This is a genomic window from Phycicoccus jejuensis (assembly GCF_000720925.1).
GTDB lineage: Bacteria > Actinomycetota > Actinomycetes > Actinomycetales > Dermatophilaceae > Phycicoccus > Phycicoccus jejuensis.
Genome location: NZ_JOEE01000001.1, coordinates 153,587 through 166,413, shown reverse-complemented (window position 1 = coordinate 166,413; position 12,827 = coordinate 153,587). Strand labels below are relative to the sequence as shown.

The 12,827-nt window shown below is 74.5% G+C and carries 16 protein-coding genes; 9 read left to right on the top strand and 7 right to left on the bottom strand.

All coding sequences use genetic code 11. The features are described from left to right. Nucleotides 1-484: 484 nt before the first annotated feature. Both IG69_RS0100755 and IG69_RS0100750 read left to right on the top strand, forming a co-directional pair. On the top strand, nucleotides 485-1,540 hold the full coding sequence (locus IG69_RS0100755) for an alcohol dehydrogenase catalytic domain-containing protein (RefSeq protein WP_030526278.1): 1,056 nt from the start codon (nucleotides 485-487) through the stop codon (nucleotides 1,538-1,540). Between the two features lie 140 nt (nucleotides 1,541-1,680). Beyond that, nucleotides 1,681-2,313, top strand: coding sequence for a class I SAM-dependent methyltransferase (locus IG69_RS0100750; protein WP_030526277.1), 633 nt, complete (start codon nucleotides 1,681-1,683; stop codon nucleotides 2,311-2,313). Here the strand turns inward: IG69_RS0100750 and IG69_RS0100745 are convergent. The 6 genes from IG69_RS0100745 to trxA form a co-directional block, all read right to left on the bottom strand. Continuing rightward, entirely contained in the window at nucleotides 2,288-3,007 is a 720-nt protein-coding gene (locus IG69_RS0100745; RefSeq protein ID WP_030526276.1) for a hypothetical protein, read from the bottom strand. The two genes, IG69_RS0100750 and IG69_RS0100745, sit on opposite strands and share 26 nt — an antisense overlap. 28 nt (nucleotides 3,008-3,035) lie before the next feature. Next, a complete protein-coding gene (locus IG69_RS20705) occupies nucleotides 3,036-3,869 on the bottom strand; it encodes a hypothetical protein (RefSeq protein WP_051749970.1) in 834 nt (277 codons plus the stop codon). A 276-nt stretch (nucleotides 3,870-4,145) separates the two neighbouring features. Further along, the gene (locus tag IG69_RS21920) at nucleotides 4,146-4,307 is read right to left on the bottom strand and encodes a hypothetical protein (RefSeq protein ID WP_157577253.1); all 162 of its coding nucleotides are present in this window, start codon (nucleotides 4,305-4,307) and stop codon (nucleotides 4,146-4,148) included. Nucleotides 4,308-4,367: 60 nt separating this feature from the next. After that, entirely contained in the window at nucleotides 4,368-4,991 is a 624-nt protein-coding gene (locus tag IG69_RS0100730) for a class I SAM-dependent methyltransferase (protein WP_030526274.1), read from the bottom strand. A gap of 13 nt (nucleotides 4,992-5,004) precedes the next feature. Continuing rightward, nucleotides 5,005-5,265 carry a metal-sensitive transcriptional regulator gene (locus tag IG69_RS0100725; protein ID WP_030526273.1) on the bottom strand — a complete coding sequence of 87 codons (261 nt, stop codon included), beginning with the start codon at nucleotides 5,263-5,265 and terminating at the stop codon, nucleotides 5,005-5,007. A gap of 95 nt (nucleotides 5,266-5,360) precedes the next feature. Further along, nucleotides 5,361-5,729, bottom strand: coding sequence for a thioredoxin (gene trxA, locus IG69_RS0100720; RefSeq protein ID WP_030526272.1), 369 nt, complete (start codon nucleotides 5,727-5,729; stop codon nucleotides 5,361-5,363). 192 nt (nucleotides 5,730-5,921) lie between these two features. Here trxA and IG69_RS0100715 point away from each other — a divergent pair, with 192 nt between their 5' ends. From IG69_RS0100715 to IG69_RS0100685, 7 genes are all read left to right on the top strand, one after another. Next, entirely contained in the window at nucleotides 5,922-6,914 is a 993-nt protein-coding gene (locus tag IG69_RS0100715) for a small ribosomal subunit Rsm22 family protein (RefSeq protein WP_030526271.1), read from the top strand. A gap of 74 nt (nucleotides 6,915-6,988) precedes the next feature. Continuing rightward, nucleotides 6,989-7,267 (top strand): HU family DNA-binding protein, encoded by a 279-nt coding sequence (locus IG69_RS0100710; RefSeq protein ID WP_030526270.1) that lies wholly within the window; start codon nucleotides 6,989-6,991, stop codon nucleotides 7,265-7,267. A gap of 287 nt (nucleotides 7,268-7,554) precedes the next feature. Continuing rightward, the gene (rpmG, locus tag IG69_RS0100705) at nucleotides 7,555-7,725 is read left to right on the top strand and encodes a 50S ribosomal protein L33 (protein ID WP_030526269.1); all 171 of its coding nucleotides are present in this window, start codon (nucleotides 7,555-7,557) and stop codon (nucleotides 7,723-7,725) included. Between the two features lie 147 nt (nucleotides 7,726-7,872). Then, nucleotides 7,873-8,394 (top strand): YbhB/YbcL family Raf kinase inhibitor-like protein, encoded by a 522-nt coding sequence (locus IG69_RS0100700; RefSeq protein WP_030526268.1) that lies wholly within the window; start codon nucleotides 7,873-7,875, stop codon nucleotides 8,392-8,394. A gap of 99 nt (nucleotides 8,395-8,493) precedes the next feature. Then, the gene (locus IG69_RS0100695; protein WP_051749969.1) at nucleotides 8,494-9,972 is read left to right on the top strand and encodes a gamma-aminobutyraldehyde dehydrogenase; all 1,479 of its coding nucleotides are present in this window, start codon (nucleotides 8,494-8,496) and stop codon (nucleotides 9,970-9,972) included. 58 nt (nucleotides 9,973-10,030) lie between these two features. Then, on the top strand, nucleotides 10,031-10,642 hold the full coding sequence (locus IG69_RS0100690; RefSeq protein ID WP_084696552.1) for a lipocalin family protein: 612 nt from the start codon (nucleotides 10,031-10,033) through the stop codon (nucleotides 10,640-10,642). Nucleotides 10,643-10,692: 50 nt separating this feature from the next. Further along, complete coding sequence (locus IG69_RS0100685) at nucleotides 10,693-12,069, top strand: aspartate aminotransferase family protein (protein ID WP_036828613.1); 1,377 nt, start codon at nucleotides 10,693-10,695, stop codon at nucleotides 12,067-12,069. A gap of 81 nt (nucleotides 12,070-12,150) precedes the next feature. Here IG69_RS0100685 and IG69_RS0100680 read toward each other — a convergent pair whose 3' ends face one another. Further along, nucleotides 12,151-12,702 carry a hypothetical protein gene (locus IG69_RS0100680; RefSeq protein ID WP_030526264.1) on the bottom strand — a complete coding sequence of 184 codons (552 nt, stop codon included), beginning with the start codon at nucleotides 12,700-12,702 and terminating at the stop codon, nucleotides 12,151-12,153. Between the last annotated feature and the right edge of the window lie 125 nt (nucleotides 12,703-12,827).

Here is a 12,827-nt window from a genome sequence, read left to right as displayed (position 1 = left end):
CGCCGCGGGTCGAGGTGATGACCGACCCTCTGGCGGTCCCGTTTCACCTCGAGGCCCGCAGCCACACCGGGGTCGAGGTATCCAGCCGGCCGCCGGTGGTGGCCGGACACCTCGACCGAGCGGCCCGCTGTCGTTCGCCCCACACTCCGGAGCAATCGGGATGAGCGGTCTTCTGCGTCACTCTCCGACGCAACCGGGATCAGCGGACGGATGCGTCGACGAGCGGCCCGGAGCCACCGCTCATCCCGGCTGCTCCGAGATGGGACGCAGCCAACCGCTCATCCCGGCTGCTCCGAGATGGGGAGCGACCAGCAGCGGCTCGACGTCCCCTCACCCCCTGGCCGTCGCGGGTCGAGGTGATGTCCGACCTTCAGGTGGTCGGCTTTCACCTCGATCCCCGCAGCCACACCCGGGTCGAGGTGAAGACCGAACCCCTGGTGGTCGCGTCTCACCTCGACCCGCCGGCCGCTGGCAGGCTGGCCTCGTGCGAGCCCTCGTCTACGACGCCTTCCGCGAGCCCCTGCGGGTCACCGAGCTCCCCGACCCGACCGGCCCGGCGGGCGGCGCCGTCGTCCGGGTCCTCAGCGCCGGCCTCTGCCGCAGCGACTGGCACGGCTGGATGGGCCACGACGACGACATCGCCACCTTCCCCCACGTGCCGGGGCACGAGCTCGCCGGCGTCGTCGAGTCGGTCGGCGACGGCGTCGACCCCGCGTGGGTCGGCCGCCCCGTCACCGCCCCCTTCGTCCAGGCCTGCGGGGCGTGCCCCACGTGCGCGGCCGGCGACGGCCAGGTCTGCCCCCACCAGCGCCAGCCGGGCTTCACCGACCCCGGGTGCTTCGCCGAGCGCGTCGTCATCCACGCCGCCGGCACCAACCTCGTCGCCCTCCCCGACGACGTCCCGCCGCAGGCCGCCGCCGGCCTCGGCTGCCGCGTCGCCACCGCCCACCGGGCCGTCGTCGCGCGCGGTCGGGTCGCGCCCGGCGACACGGTCCTCGTCAGCGGGTGCGGCGGCGTCGGGCTCGCGTCCGTCGCGATCGCCGTCGCCGCCGGGGCGCGCGTCGCCGCCACCGACCCGGACCCCGCCTCCCGCACCCGCGCCGAGGCCCTCGGCGCCGAGCTCACCCTCGACGCGGCGCTGGACCCGGCCGAGCTCGTCGCGGCCGTCGCCGACTGGTCCGACGGCGGCGTGCGCGTCGGCATCGAGGCCGTCGGGTCACCCACCGCCTGCCGCACCGGGATCCTCGCCCTCGGACGCCGCGCCCGACACGTCCAGGTCGGACTGCTGCCGCCCGCCGCCGGGTCCGCGACCGTCCCGATGGAACGCGTCATCGGCTGGGAGCTCGACGTGCTCGGCAGCCACGGGATGGCCGCCGCCGACTACGCGGGCCTGCTCGACGACGTCGCCGGCGGACGCCTCGACCTCGGCGCGCTCCTGGCCCCCGGTGACCCGGTCGGGCTCGCCGAGGCCGGCACACTGCTCGCGAGGATGGGCGAGGCCGGCTCGCGCGGGATGGTCCTCGTCGACCCCACCCGCTGACCGAGCGGCGCCGGGCAGACCACCCGGCCCGACGCCGTCCGTGATCGTCCGGACGTCTCGAGGTCATACCCCGCCGCGTATGCGACACAGTGATCCCAGGCACACTCGCACCGGCCCGCCCGACGCGCCAGACTGGCCCCATGGGGCCGCGCCGGTGGTGGGACGAGCGGGTGCTGCCGCGCCTGACGCACCGCGCCTGCCAGGGAGCGGACGTCGACCGCTGGCGGGCCCCGGTGTGCGCGCGGGCGCAGGGCGTCGTGCTCGACATCGGGTTCGGCTCCGGCCCGAACCTCGAGCACTACCCGGTCGCCGTCACCCGTGTGCTCGTCGCCGACCCCTCGGACCTCGCCTGGGAGCTCGCGTCGGCGCGCGTCACCGCGTTCGGCCGGCCGGTCGAGCGGGTCTCCCTCGACGCCGCCGACCTCTCCGCGCTCGCCGACGGCTCCGTCGACACCGTCGTCACCGCGTGGGCCCTCTGCACGGTGCCCGAGGTCGAGCGCGCCCTGGCCGAGGCCCGGCGGGTGCTGCGACCCGGCGGCGCGCTGCACTTCGCCGAGCACTCGCTCGCCCCCGACCCCGGCACCGTCCGGGTGCAGCGCTTCGTCCAGCCGGTGTGGGGGCGGATGGCCGGCGGCTGCCACGTCGACCGCGACCTGCCGCGGGTCATCGAGGCGGCGGGCTTCGAGGTCACGCTCGACCGGGCCCGCTACATCGCCCCCGGCCCGATGCGCGCCTGGGGCTGGTTCCTCACCGGCTCCGCCCGCCCCACCTGAGGAACCGCACGCCCGTCACGACGAGCCACACGAGCCAGAGGACGAGGCCGAGGAGGCCGACGAAGAGCAGGGGCGAGCCGTCGGCGACCGCGACGGTCGCGAGGCCGGCCGGGAGCATCAACACCCCACCGGCGAGGCCGAGCCCGCGCTGCCACGACCCGGTCAACCCGCTCGCGTGCGCCGCGAGGGCCGTGGCGACGGAGGTGACGCCGAGCATCGGCAGGGCGAGGGCGAAGGCGGCGGCGTGCGCTCGCCAGACGAGCTCGGCGGCGGGTGACGGCCCGAGGGCGGCGTCCGCGGACAGCGCCAGCCCCACCTGGAGCACGTTGACGAGCACGAGGACGGCCACCGCCGACGCGCCTGCAGCGACGGCGAGGCGCGCCCAGACGGCGCCCGCCCAACCACGCCGCTCGACGAGGTCGCGCAGGCCCGTCACGAGCAGGAGCAGCAGGGGCAGGTAGAGGGCCACGACGCCGGTGGCCACGGCGACCGGACCGCGCTGCGCGGCGTAGTAGGCGACCACCTCGCCGATCGGCGCGTCATAGCCGGGCGCGCCGGCCGCCGCCAGCACGGCGTTCTCGGTGACGATCCCGACCGCGACGGCGACCGCTGCGCCCCCGACCAGTCGGGTCGACCCCGAGGCGCGGGCCGGCGCCGGGGCTGTTGAGAGCGCGGGGCTGGAGGTCGTGCTCATGCTGCGTCTCCTGTGTGCGGGTGCGGCGTCAGCCGCCGAGCGAGGCCACGAGAGCGGGGACGGGTCGGAGCCAGGTGCTGACGTTGGCGAGCGCGAGCAGCAGGAAGACCGCACCGGCGCCGCCGAAGAGACCCGCCCGCAGAAGCCACGTCGGCTGCCCGGTCGACCCCGAGCCACGCAGGCGCCACCGGCGCCACCCGGCGCGGACGGCCTGGACGCAGAGTGTCGTGCCGGTCACGGCGGCCAGGACCGCGAACACCGCGTGGTACCAGGTGAAGTCGCGCAGCAGCGCCCCGGCGACACCCCCGACCGACGACGGGGGGCCGGCCTCGAGCGCTCCGCCGAGGTCGCCCAGCACCCCACCGACGGCGTCGGTGCCGCCGGGTGGGAGGAAGGACGCCACGGACGCGAACGGTGCTGCCGTGCCCTGGAGGTTGGCGAGCAGGAGGGTGAGCGCCCCGAGCAGCCAGACCACCGCGCCGGCGTAGACCGCCCGCAGCACCCGACGCCGGCGGCCGGGCTCGGACGCCTCGGCTCGTCGGCGCACCGATGACACGAGACCCACGAGGACGAGCACGAGCAGGCCGGCGAGCAGCGCCTTGACGAGGTGGAACTCCCGCCAGGTGGCGACCAGCGCCGCGAGGTCCGACGACCCCGCGACGGGGGCGGACAGGTCGGCGCCGACGAAGGCCGAGACGACCGCGGACCGCAGGGCCGGCTCGCCGCCGAAGCCACGCAGGGCGACCACGCCGGCCGGGACGGCGAAGACCGCGACGGTGAGGAGCACCGCCACCCACCGGCGGCGATGACGAGGCGAGGGGTCGGCGGCGGTCGGGGTGACGGGTGCGGGCGAGGCGGTCACTCGGGGGTCCTTCCACGTCGGGATCGTGCGGCGTAGTGAAGCCTGCTCGACGGCTCGGGAGAAGTCACGGGCCGCGACGACGAGTCAGGGACGAACCAGGGTCGACCCGCAGGATGCGCACCGTGGTGGCCGCCGCGGCCGGCTCCGTGGCGCGGGAGGTGGGGTGATCACCCCACGTTCGGCGCCACCGTCGACACCATCGGCGGCGGGGCGGCCATCACCCCGCGCACGATGACGCCGCGCCACCCGACGGGGTGGCGCGGCGGTCGGAGCGGCTCAGCGGCCGAACAGCTTGCCGAGGAAGCCGGTGCTCGGCTCGCCCTCGTGGCCCTGGCAGCGGTCGGACGACGGCACGCCGCGCATCACCTGGTCGACGTGCTGGCCACAGCCGGCCCACGTCGCCTTCCCGCACTTGCGGCAGCTGACGGCTCGGCACATGGGGAGTCCTCCTCGGGGACGGGGTCTCGGGGTACGTCGACAGCATACCCCCGGGGGTACCTAGTCGGCAACCCGACGGAGGAGGACCACCGCGTCGAGCGCCGGCCGGTCGGCGCCGTCGATGACCCGCTCACGCAGGTCGGACGAGACGACCTCGACGGGCAGGTCGGCCGCCGCGGCGAGGACGTCGTCCGGGTCGTGGAGGACGCCGGGGTCCTGCGGCCCGCCGACGCCGTCGGCGAGGTTGCGGGCGGCGTGGCACACGACGAGCACCGCGCCGCCGGGCCGGACGACCTCGACCCCGCGGGCCAGCGCCCGGCGCCACTGCGCATCGGGCAGCTGCAGGTACGCGAAGAGCACGAGGTCGTAGCCGTCGCCGGAGGGCGCCGCGGGCAGGGGCTCGAGCGCGTCGGCGACGAGCGCCCGGAAGGGGCCTGCGTCGGCACCGAGCCGCCGGCCGGCGATGTCGCGGGCCCGCTCGACGGCGACCGGCGAGAAGTCGGCCGACGTGGCGTCCCATCCGCGCTCGGCGAGCCAGAGGGCGTTGCGGCCCTCGCCCGCGGCGACGTCGAGCACCGAGCCCGGCGCCATCGGCCCGACGAGCTCCTCGACGAACGTGTTCGGGCCGGCGGACCAGACGAGGTCGGAGCCCGAGTACCGGGCGTCCCAGGCGAGGGAGTCCATCACCACCTCCGGGTCAGGCGAGCGAGAGGAAGAGCTTCTCCATCGACTCGACGTCCATGGAGCCGGCCTCGGGGTTGGTGATGCACTGCCGCAGCCCGAGGGCGATGACGGCGAAGCCGGCCCGGTCGAGGGCCTTCGAGACGGCGGCGAGCTGCGTGACGATGTCCTGGCAGTCGCGGCCGTCCTCGATCATCTTGAGGATGCCGCCGATCTGGCCCTGCGCCCGCTTGAGCCGCTTGACGACGGCCTGCATCTCGGTGAGGTCGAGCTCCATGCTGGGGCCTCCGGGGGCGATCGACGACGGGGCGTCGAGCGTACCCCCCGCGGTACTCGACGTGGGTCGAGCGGGTGCGGACACGGAGGCGACGCTCAGTTCGCGTCGGACTGGGCCGCGACCTGGGCCCGGACCTCATCCATGTCGAGGCCCTTGATGCCCTCGACGACCTGCTCGAGCGCGGCGGGCGGCAGTGCACCGGCCTGACGGAAGACGAGGATGCCGTCGCGGAAGCCCATGAGCGTCGGGATCGAGGTGATCTGCGCGGCGCCGGCGAGCGCCTGCTCGGCCTCGGTGTCGACCTTGCCGAAGGTGATGTCGTCGTGCGCCTCGCTCGACTTCTCGTAGGTCGGCGCGAACTGGCGGCACGGGCCGCACCAGGACGCCCACCAGTCGACGAGCACGATGCCCTCGTCGGTGACGGTCTTCTCGAAGGTCTCGGCCGTGAGGTCCACGGTGGCCATGTCAGCTCCTCGGAGTCGGGGGAACGGGTTCGGATCGGTCAACAGGATACCCCTGTGGGTATATTCCCGGACACGCTGTCGATAACGAGAACGCCCCCAGGGCGCGAGTTCATCCCCGCGAGCGGACCGCACCGGGAGGGCGACGCGCACCCGCGGCGACGCACCGCCGCTGCGCAGACGGGAGGATGAGGCGTGCCCGCTCCGCTGAACCGCGCCCTCGAGGCCGTCCTCGACGGCGCCGACGCCGAGGCCCTGCGCCGGGCGACAACCCGGCTCATCGACGTGTACCGGTCCGGGAGGCCGCCGGCCGAGCAGGTGCTGGCCGACCGCGTGGCGGCCACCGCCTACGCCGCCTACCGGATGCCGGCGACGCACGCCGCCGTCGCGCGCGTCCTGCGGTACGCGCTCGAGGTCGCCCCCGACCTCGCCCCGCGCTCGCTCGTCGACGTCGGGGGCGGCACGGGCGCCGCGGCGTGGGCGGTGGCGGAGGCGTTCGAGGGGCTGGCGTCGGTGGTGGTCGTCGACGGCTCGGCCGACGCGCTGGCGGTGGGGCAGGCGGTGGGGCGCCACGGGCCGCCCGCAGTGATCGGCGCCCGCTGGACGCGACGGGACCTCGGGGACGGCGCCGCCCTGCCGGCGGCCGACCTCGCGACCGTCGCCTACCTGCTGGGCGAGCTCGACGCCGGGCTGCAGGAGCGGGTCGTCGACGCGGCCGCGGCCGCCGCGGACGTCGTGGCGGTCGTCGAGCCCGGGACGCCGCGGGGGTTCGCGGCCGTCGTCGCGGCGCGCGACCGGCTGCTCGCGGCCGGCTGGCACGTCGTCGCCCCGTGCCCGCACGAGCTCGCCTGCCCCCTCGCGGCGGCCGGTGACTGGTGCCACCTGGCCGTCCGGCTCGACCGCACGGCGTTGCACCGCCGGCTCAAGGGAGCGGCGCTCGGGCACGAGGACGAGAAGGTGTCGTACGTCGTCGCCCGACGTGGACCGGCTCCCGCCGACCTCCCCGCGGGACGTGTGCTGCGGCATCCGCAGACGCGCAAGGGACTGGTCCGGCTGGAGCTGTGCCGGGCCGACGGGAGCGCCTCCGCGGAGGTCGTCAGCAGGCGTCAGGGCCCGCGGTACCGGGCCGCGCGCCACGCCGGGTGGGGGGACCAGTGGCCCGATGGGGGAACGGACCCGGCAGACTGACCGTTGACGCCGCCGGACACACCCCGGCGGTAGCGTCGGAACTTCAGCACCACACGACAACGAGGAAAGGTCCCATGTCGACCAAGAAGGACATCGCCCAGGCCGTCTCGCAGCGCACGGACGTCTCCGCGTCCGCCGCCGAGGAGATCATCAACGCGGCCCTCGACGTGGTCGTCGAGCACCTCGCCAAGGGCGAGGACGTCAAGCTGGCCGGTTTCGGCAGCTTCGAGACCCGCGAGCGCGCCGCCCGCACCGGCCGCAACCCGCAGACCGGCGACGAGATCCAGATCGCCGCGTCGACGTCGGTCGGCTTCAAGGCCGCCGCGCAGCTCAAGCGCGCCGTCAACGGCTGACGCAGCAGCACACGCCCGAACGGGGCGCCGACCACCCGGTCGGCGCCCCGTTCGCGTCCCCGCCCCACGCGCCCCTCGCGCCTCCCCTTTTCGGGGTCACCCCGAAATGTCCACGAGACCCCGGCTCGGAGCCGGGGCCTCGTGGACGAACCCCTGTGTCGGGCGCGCTTGGCCGTCCACAGCGGAATATTCTGAGAACGGTTCTCATTGAGAGCGTCGGTGGGTGCACCACCCACGAGGCGGCCCGCCGAGGCCGCACCGCCACTCCGCACCGAATCGAGGATCAGATGGCGAAGAAGTCCGCCGACGTCCGACCGAAGGTCGTCCTGCGCTCGAGCGCCGGGACCGGCACCACGTACGTCACCGAGAAGAACCGGCGCAACGACCCCGACCGGCTGGTCCTGCGCAAGTACGACGCGACCGTGCGCCGGCACGTCGAGTTCCGCGAGACCCGCTGACCCCACCCTTCTTCTCGACATATTGCGAGTTCGGCTGCTCGACACGCCGTCCCCAGGCGTGTCGAGCGGCCGAGCTCGCAATAAGTGGGGGCGCCGCGGGGTTGGCCCCGAGGACCACACTCCCCCGACGTCCCAGGAGATGACCGCATGAGCCTCGAGCGCCCCACCGCCCCGAACCCGTACGAGATGCTGCCCGCCGTCCCGTCCTTCACGGTGACGAGCGAGGACGTGACCGACGGCGCGCCCCTCAAGGCCGACCAGGTCGCCGACCAGGGCAACACCTCACCGCAGGTCTCCTGGAGCGGCGCCCCCGAGGGCACGCAGAGCTACGTCGTCACCGTCTTCGACCCGGACGCCCCCACCCCGTCGGGCTTCTGGCACTGGGTGCTCGTCGACGTGCCCGCCGACGTCACGTCGCTGCCGGCCGGCGCCGCGGCGGGCGAGCTGCCCGGGAAGGCCTTCCACGTCCGCAACGACGGCGGCGAGCACGGCTTCACGGGCGCCGCCCCGCCCGAGGGCGACGTGCCGCACCGCTACTACCTCGTCGTGCACGCCGTCTCCGAGCCCACGCTCGGGGTCGACGCCGACGCCTCACCCGCCGTGGTCTCGTTCAACCTCGCCTTCAAGACCCTCGGCCGGGCCGTCATCCACGGGACCTACCAGCACTGATGCGACCAGCCGTCGCGCCCCGCCGCGACGGAATCCGTCGTCTCATCGCGCCCCCGCTGCCCTTTCCGGCAGCGGGGGCGCACCCGTATGCTCGCCGGCATGCACCAGTACATCGCCGGTGAGCGGCGGACCGGCAGCACCGGCGAGCACTTCGACGTCCTCGACCCCGGCACGGACGAGGTGGTCGAGTCCGTCGTCCTCGCCGGCACCGACGACGTCGACGCCGCGGTCGACGCCGCGACCGCCGCCTACGCCGACTGGTCGCGCGCGACCCCGGCCGAGCGCTCCGCCGTCCTGCTCAAGGCCGCGGCCCTCCTCGACGAGCGCGCGGAGGAGCTCGCGCAGCTCGAGTCGCGCCAGGCCGGCAAGCCGATCCGCCTCGCGCGCGAGTTCGACGTGCCGGGCACCGTCGACAACACCGCGTTCTTCGGCGCTGCCGCCCGCCGCCTCGACGGCATGGCCACCGGCGAGTACTCCGCCGACCACACGAGCACCATCCGTCGCGAGCCGATCGGCGTCGTCGGCTCGATCGCCCCGTGGAACTACCCCCTCCAGATGGCCGCCTGGAAGGTGCTGCCGGCGATCGCCGCGGGCAACACGATCGTCCTCAAGCCGGCCGAGATCACGCCGCTGACCTCGCTCCCCTTCGCCGAGGCCTTCACGGAGGCCGGCGCGCCCCCCGGGGTCGTCAACGTCGTCACCGGCACCGGGCCGGTCGCCGGCGAGCACCTCGTCGCCCACCCCGGCGTCGCGATGACGTCGTTCACCGGCTCGACCGCCGTCGGCCGCCGGGTCATGGCCACGGCCGCGGCCACCGGCAAGCGCGTCCACCTCGAGCTCGGCGGCAAGGCGCCGTTCGTCGTGTTCGACGACGCCGACCTCGAGGCCGCGGTCCACGGCGCCGTCGCCGGCAACCTCATCAACGCCGGGCAGGACTGCACCGCCGCGGCGCGGGCCATCGTCCACCGCTCCGTCTACGACGAGTTCGTCCGGGGCGTCGCCGACCTCTACGGCTCCGTGCGGATGGGCCCGACGGCCGACCCCGCCACCGACCTCGGCCCGCTGTCGTCGCGCGCACACCTCGACAAGGTCGCCGGGATGGTCGAGCGCGCCCGCGGGTACGCCCGCGTCGTCCGCGGCGGCGCCACCCCCGGCGGCGACCTCGCCCGGGGCTGCTACTACGAGCCGACCGTCGTCGCCGACGTGCCGCTCGACTCCGAGATCTGGCGTGACGAGGTCTTCGGCCCGGTGCTCGTCGTCGTCCCGTTCGACGACGACGACGAGGCCATGCGGCTCGCCAACGACACCGAGTTCGGGCTGGCCGCCTCGGCCTGGACCCGCGACACCTACCGCGCCGGCCGCGCGACCCGCGAGATCGCCGCCGGCTGCGTGTGGGTCAACGACCACATCCCGATCATCAGCGAAATGCCGCACGGCGGGTACAAGTCCTCCGGCTTCGGCAAGGACATGTCGGCGTACTCGTTCGACGAGTACACGAACGTCAAGCACGTCATGCACGACATCACCGGCGAGGCGCACAAGCCGTGGCACCGCACGATCTTCACGCTGCCGGGCTGACGTGGCGCCGTCCGCTCCGGGCGGGCGCGCGCCGGGCCTCCTCGCCTACCGTGAGGGGATGAGCGAGCTGCTGCCCGGCGACCCCCTGCGCACCGCCGCGAACATCGTCACCGGCGCGGTCGACCGCGTCGTCGGCCTCGTCCGCGGCGACGACCGCCCGCCGCCGCCCACGGCCGGGTCCGTCGACCTCGCCCGGTACGCCGGCCGCTGGTACGAGCTCGCCCGCCTGCCGATGACCTTCCAGGACGACGCGACGGTGAGCATCGCCGAGTACACGCTGCGTGACGACGGCTCGGTCGGCGTGCACAACGAGAGCCACCGCGGCGACGAGCTCGAGCACTCGATCGACGGCTCGGCCACCCCGGCGGAGGGCGCCGAGGAGAGCAAGGACCGGCTGCGGGTGCGCTTCGGCGGCCTCGTCCGCTTCGTGCCGGTGTCGTCCGAGGGCAACTACTGGGTGATGCGCCTCGCCGAGGACTACTCCACCGCGCTCGTCGGCACGCCCGACCGCTCCGCCCTCTGGATGCTCGCCCGCGACGAGCACGCCTGGGGCTCACCGGCGGTCGGGGCGCACCTCGCCTGGGCCGAGGAGCAGGGCTTCGACCTCGACCCGCTGCTCGTCGCCGACTGGACCACCCGCACCACACGTCCGTACCGCCCCACCGCCTGACGCACCGACCCCGACCAGTTCGCCTCCGCCCGACCCCGAAAGGCCGCCCGATGACCGAGTTCGCCTCCCCCGACGTCCAGCCCGACAGCGAGAAGGGCGCCCAGGTCGCGCGCGACGACCGCGCGCACGTCTTCCACTCGTGGTCCGCGCAGGCGCAGATCGCGCCGCTGCCGATCGCCGGCGCGTCGGGCTCGTACTTCTGGGACTTCGAGGGCAAGCGCTACCTCGACTTCTCGAGCCAGCTCGTCAACGTCAACATCGGCTACCAGCACCCGAAGCTCGTCGCCGCCATCCAGGAGGCCGCGGCCCGGCAGTGCACCATCGCGCCGAGCTTCGCCGACGAGTCCCGCTCCGAGGCTGCGCGGATGATCGCCGAGCGCGCCCCCGAGGGCCTCGACAAGGTGTTCTTCACCAACGGCGGCGCGGAGGCCACCGAGAACGCGATGCGGATGGCGCGCATCCACACCGGCCGCCACAAGATCCTCACGACCTACCGCAGCTACCACGGCGCGACGAGCGGCTCCATCCTCGCGACCGGCGAGCCGCGCCGCTGGGGCTCCGAGCCGGGTGCACCGGGGTTCGTGCACTTCTGGGGCCCGTACCCGTTCCGGTCGGCGTTCCACTCCACCTCGCCGGAGCAGGAGTGCGAGCGCGCGCTGCAGCACCTGCGCGACACGATCATGGTCGAGGGGCCGCAGACGATCGCGGCGATCATGCTCGAGACCGTCGTCGGCACCAACGGCATCCTCGTGCCGCCGGACGGCTACCTCGCCGGCGTCCGCGAGCTGTGCGACGAGTTCGGCATCCTCTGGATCGCCGACGAGGTGATGGCCGGCTTCGGGCGCTGCGGCGAGTGGTTCGCCGTCGACCACTGGGACCTCGCGCCCGACCTCATCTGCTTCGCGAAGGGCGTCAACAGCGGCTACGTGCCGCTCGGTGGCGTCGTCATGTCCAGCAAGGTCGCGGCGACGTTCGACGACCGCCCCTACCCCGGCGGCCTCACCTACTCGGGCCACCCGCTGGCCTGCGCCTCGGCCGTCGCGTCGATGCGGATCTTCGAGGAGGAGGGCATCCTCGAGCACGTCCGGAAGATGGCCGACACCGTCATCGGGCCGCGCCTGGAGGAGATCCGCGCCGCGCACCCCTCGGTCGGCGAGGTCCGCGGCCTCGGGATGTTCTGGGCGCTCGACCTCGTCAAGGACGCGACGACGAACGAGGCGCTCGTGCCCTACAACGCCTCGGGCGAGGCGGCGAAGCCGATGGGCGAGCTGATGGCCGCGTGCAAGGCCGAGGGCCTGTGGCCGATGACGCACTTCAACCGGCTGCACGTCGTGCCGCCGTGCACGACGACCGCCGAGGAGCTCACCGAGGGCCTCGACATCCTCGACCGCGCCCTCGCCGTCGCGGACGCCCACGTCACGGCCTGACCCCGAGGGCTCGCAGCGCGGGCTACACCGCAGTACGTGTCGTTGTGGCGACAGTGACTGCGGTGTAGCCCGCGCCGTGCGTCAGGAGGCCGACGGCGCCGGGGTGGGAGAGGAGGCCGGCGCACGGTTGGCCGGCTTCTGGGGCAGCTCGACGCCGCACTTCTCCGCGGCCGCGCGCAGGTCGGACCGGACGGCGCGACGCTGCTCCTTCGTCATCGGCCCCCAGGGGCGGGTGACCTTCGCGTCGTCGAGGCACTGCTTCTGGGTGTCGCTCAGGCCGTCCCAGAAGGCGCGCGCCTTCGGGAAGGGCAGCTCGACGCCGCACGTCTGCGCGGCCGCGGTCACCTGCTCGCGCAGCGCGGCCTTCTCGGCGTCGTCGAGCGGACCGACCGGTCGGCTGACCTTCGCGTCCTCGAGGCACTGGCGCTGGGTGTCGCTCAGCTTCTTCCACCACGCACGGCCCGGGTGGAGGCGGGCCTGCGGTCCGGCGTCGTCGGAGCTCGCGACGCTGACGGCATCGACGGCGGCCACCGGGGCGGGGGCGGCAGAAGCGGCGGTCGTCGCGACGACACCGGTCGTCACGGCGGCGCCGCCGACGACGAGCGCGACGAGGGAGGTGCGGAGGGCGGGCATCGGGGGCTCCTTGCGGGATGGGTCCTGTGCTGACGGTGACGACGACGATGCGTGCCGACCCTCGCGGCCACCGCAGGCCGACCTCGCGACTTCCTGAAGACCACACCGCGCGCACCGCACTGATT

What these genes read in the sequence shown, in the direction of transcription:
- IG69_RS0100685 (WP_036828613.1), top strand. Translation starts at nt 10,693, where the DNA reads ATGACCGAGTTCGCCTCCCCCGACGTCCAGCCCGACAGCGAGAAGGGC.
- IG69_RS0100725 (WP_030526273.1), bottom strand. Translation starts at nt 5,265, where the DNA reads ATGGAGCTCGACCTCACCGAGATGCAGGCCGTCGTCAAGCGGCTCAAG.
- rpmG (WP_030526269.1), top strand. Translation starts at nt 7,555, where the DNA reads ATGGCGAAGAAGTCCGCCGACGTCCGACCGAAGGTCGTCCTGCGCTCG.
- IG69_RS21920 (WP_157577253.1), bottom strand. Translation starts at nt 4,307, where the DNA reads ATGTGCCGAGCCGTCAGCTGCCGCAAGTGCGGGAAGGCGACGTGGGCC.
- IG69_RS0100700 (WP_030526268.1), top strand. Translation starts at nt 7,873, where the DNA reads ATGAGCCTCGAGCGCCCCACCGCCCCGAACCCGTACGAGATGCTGCCC.
- IG69_RS0100690 (WP_084696552.1), top strand. Translation starts at nt 10,031, where the DNA reads ATGAGCGAGCTGCTGCCCGGCGACCCCCTGCGCACCGCCGCGAACATC.
- trxA (WP_030526272.1), bottom strand. Translation starts at nt 5,729, where the DNA reads ATGGCCACCGTGGACCTCACGGCCGAGACCTTCGAGAAGACCGTCACC.
- IG69_RS0100750 (WP_030526277.1), top strand. Translation starts at nt 1,681, where the DNA reads ATGGGGCCGCGCCGGTGGTGGGACGAGCGGGTGCTGCCGCGCCTGACG.
- IG69_RS0100730 (WP_030526274.1), bottom strand. Translation starts at nt 4,991, where the DNA reads ATGGACTCCCTCGCCTGGGACGCCCGGTACTCGGGCTCCGACCTCGTC.
- IG69_RS0100710 (WP_030526270.1), top strand. Translation starts at nt 6,989, where the DNA reads ATGTCGACCAAGAAGGACATCGCCCAGGCCGTCTCGCAGCGCACGGAC.
- IG69_RS0100745 (WP_030526276.1), bottom strand. Translation starts at nt 3,007, where the DNA reads ATGAGCACGACCTCCAGCCCCGCGCTCTCAACAGCCCCGGCGCCGGCC.
- IG69_RS0100680 (WP_030526264.1), bottom strand. Translation starts at nt 12,702, where the DNA reads ATGCCCGCCCTCCGCACCTCCCTCGTCGCGCTCGTCGTCGGCGGCGCC.
- IG69_RS0100695 (WP_051749969.1), top strand. Translation starts at nt 8,494, where the DNA reads ATGCACCAGTACATCGCCGGTGAGCGGCGGACCGGCAGCACCGGCGAG.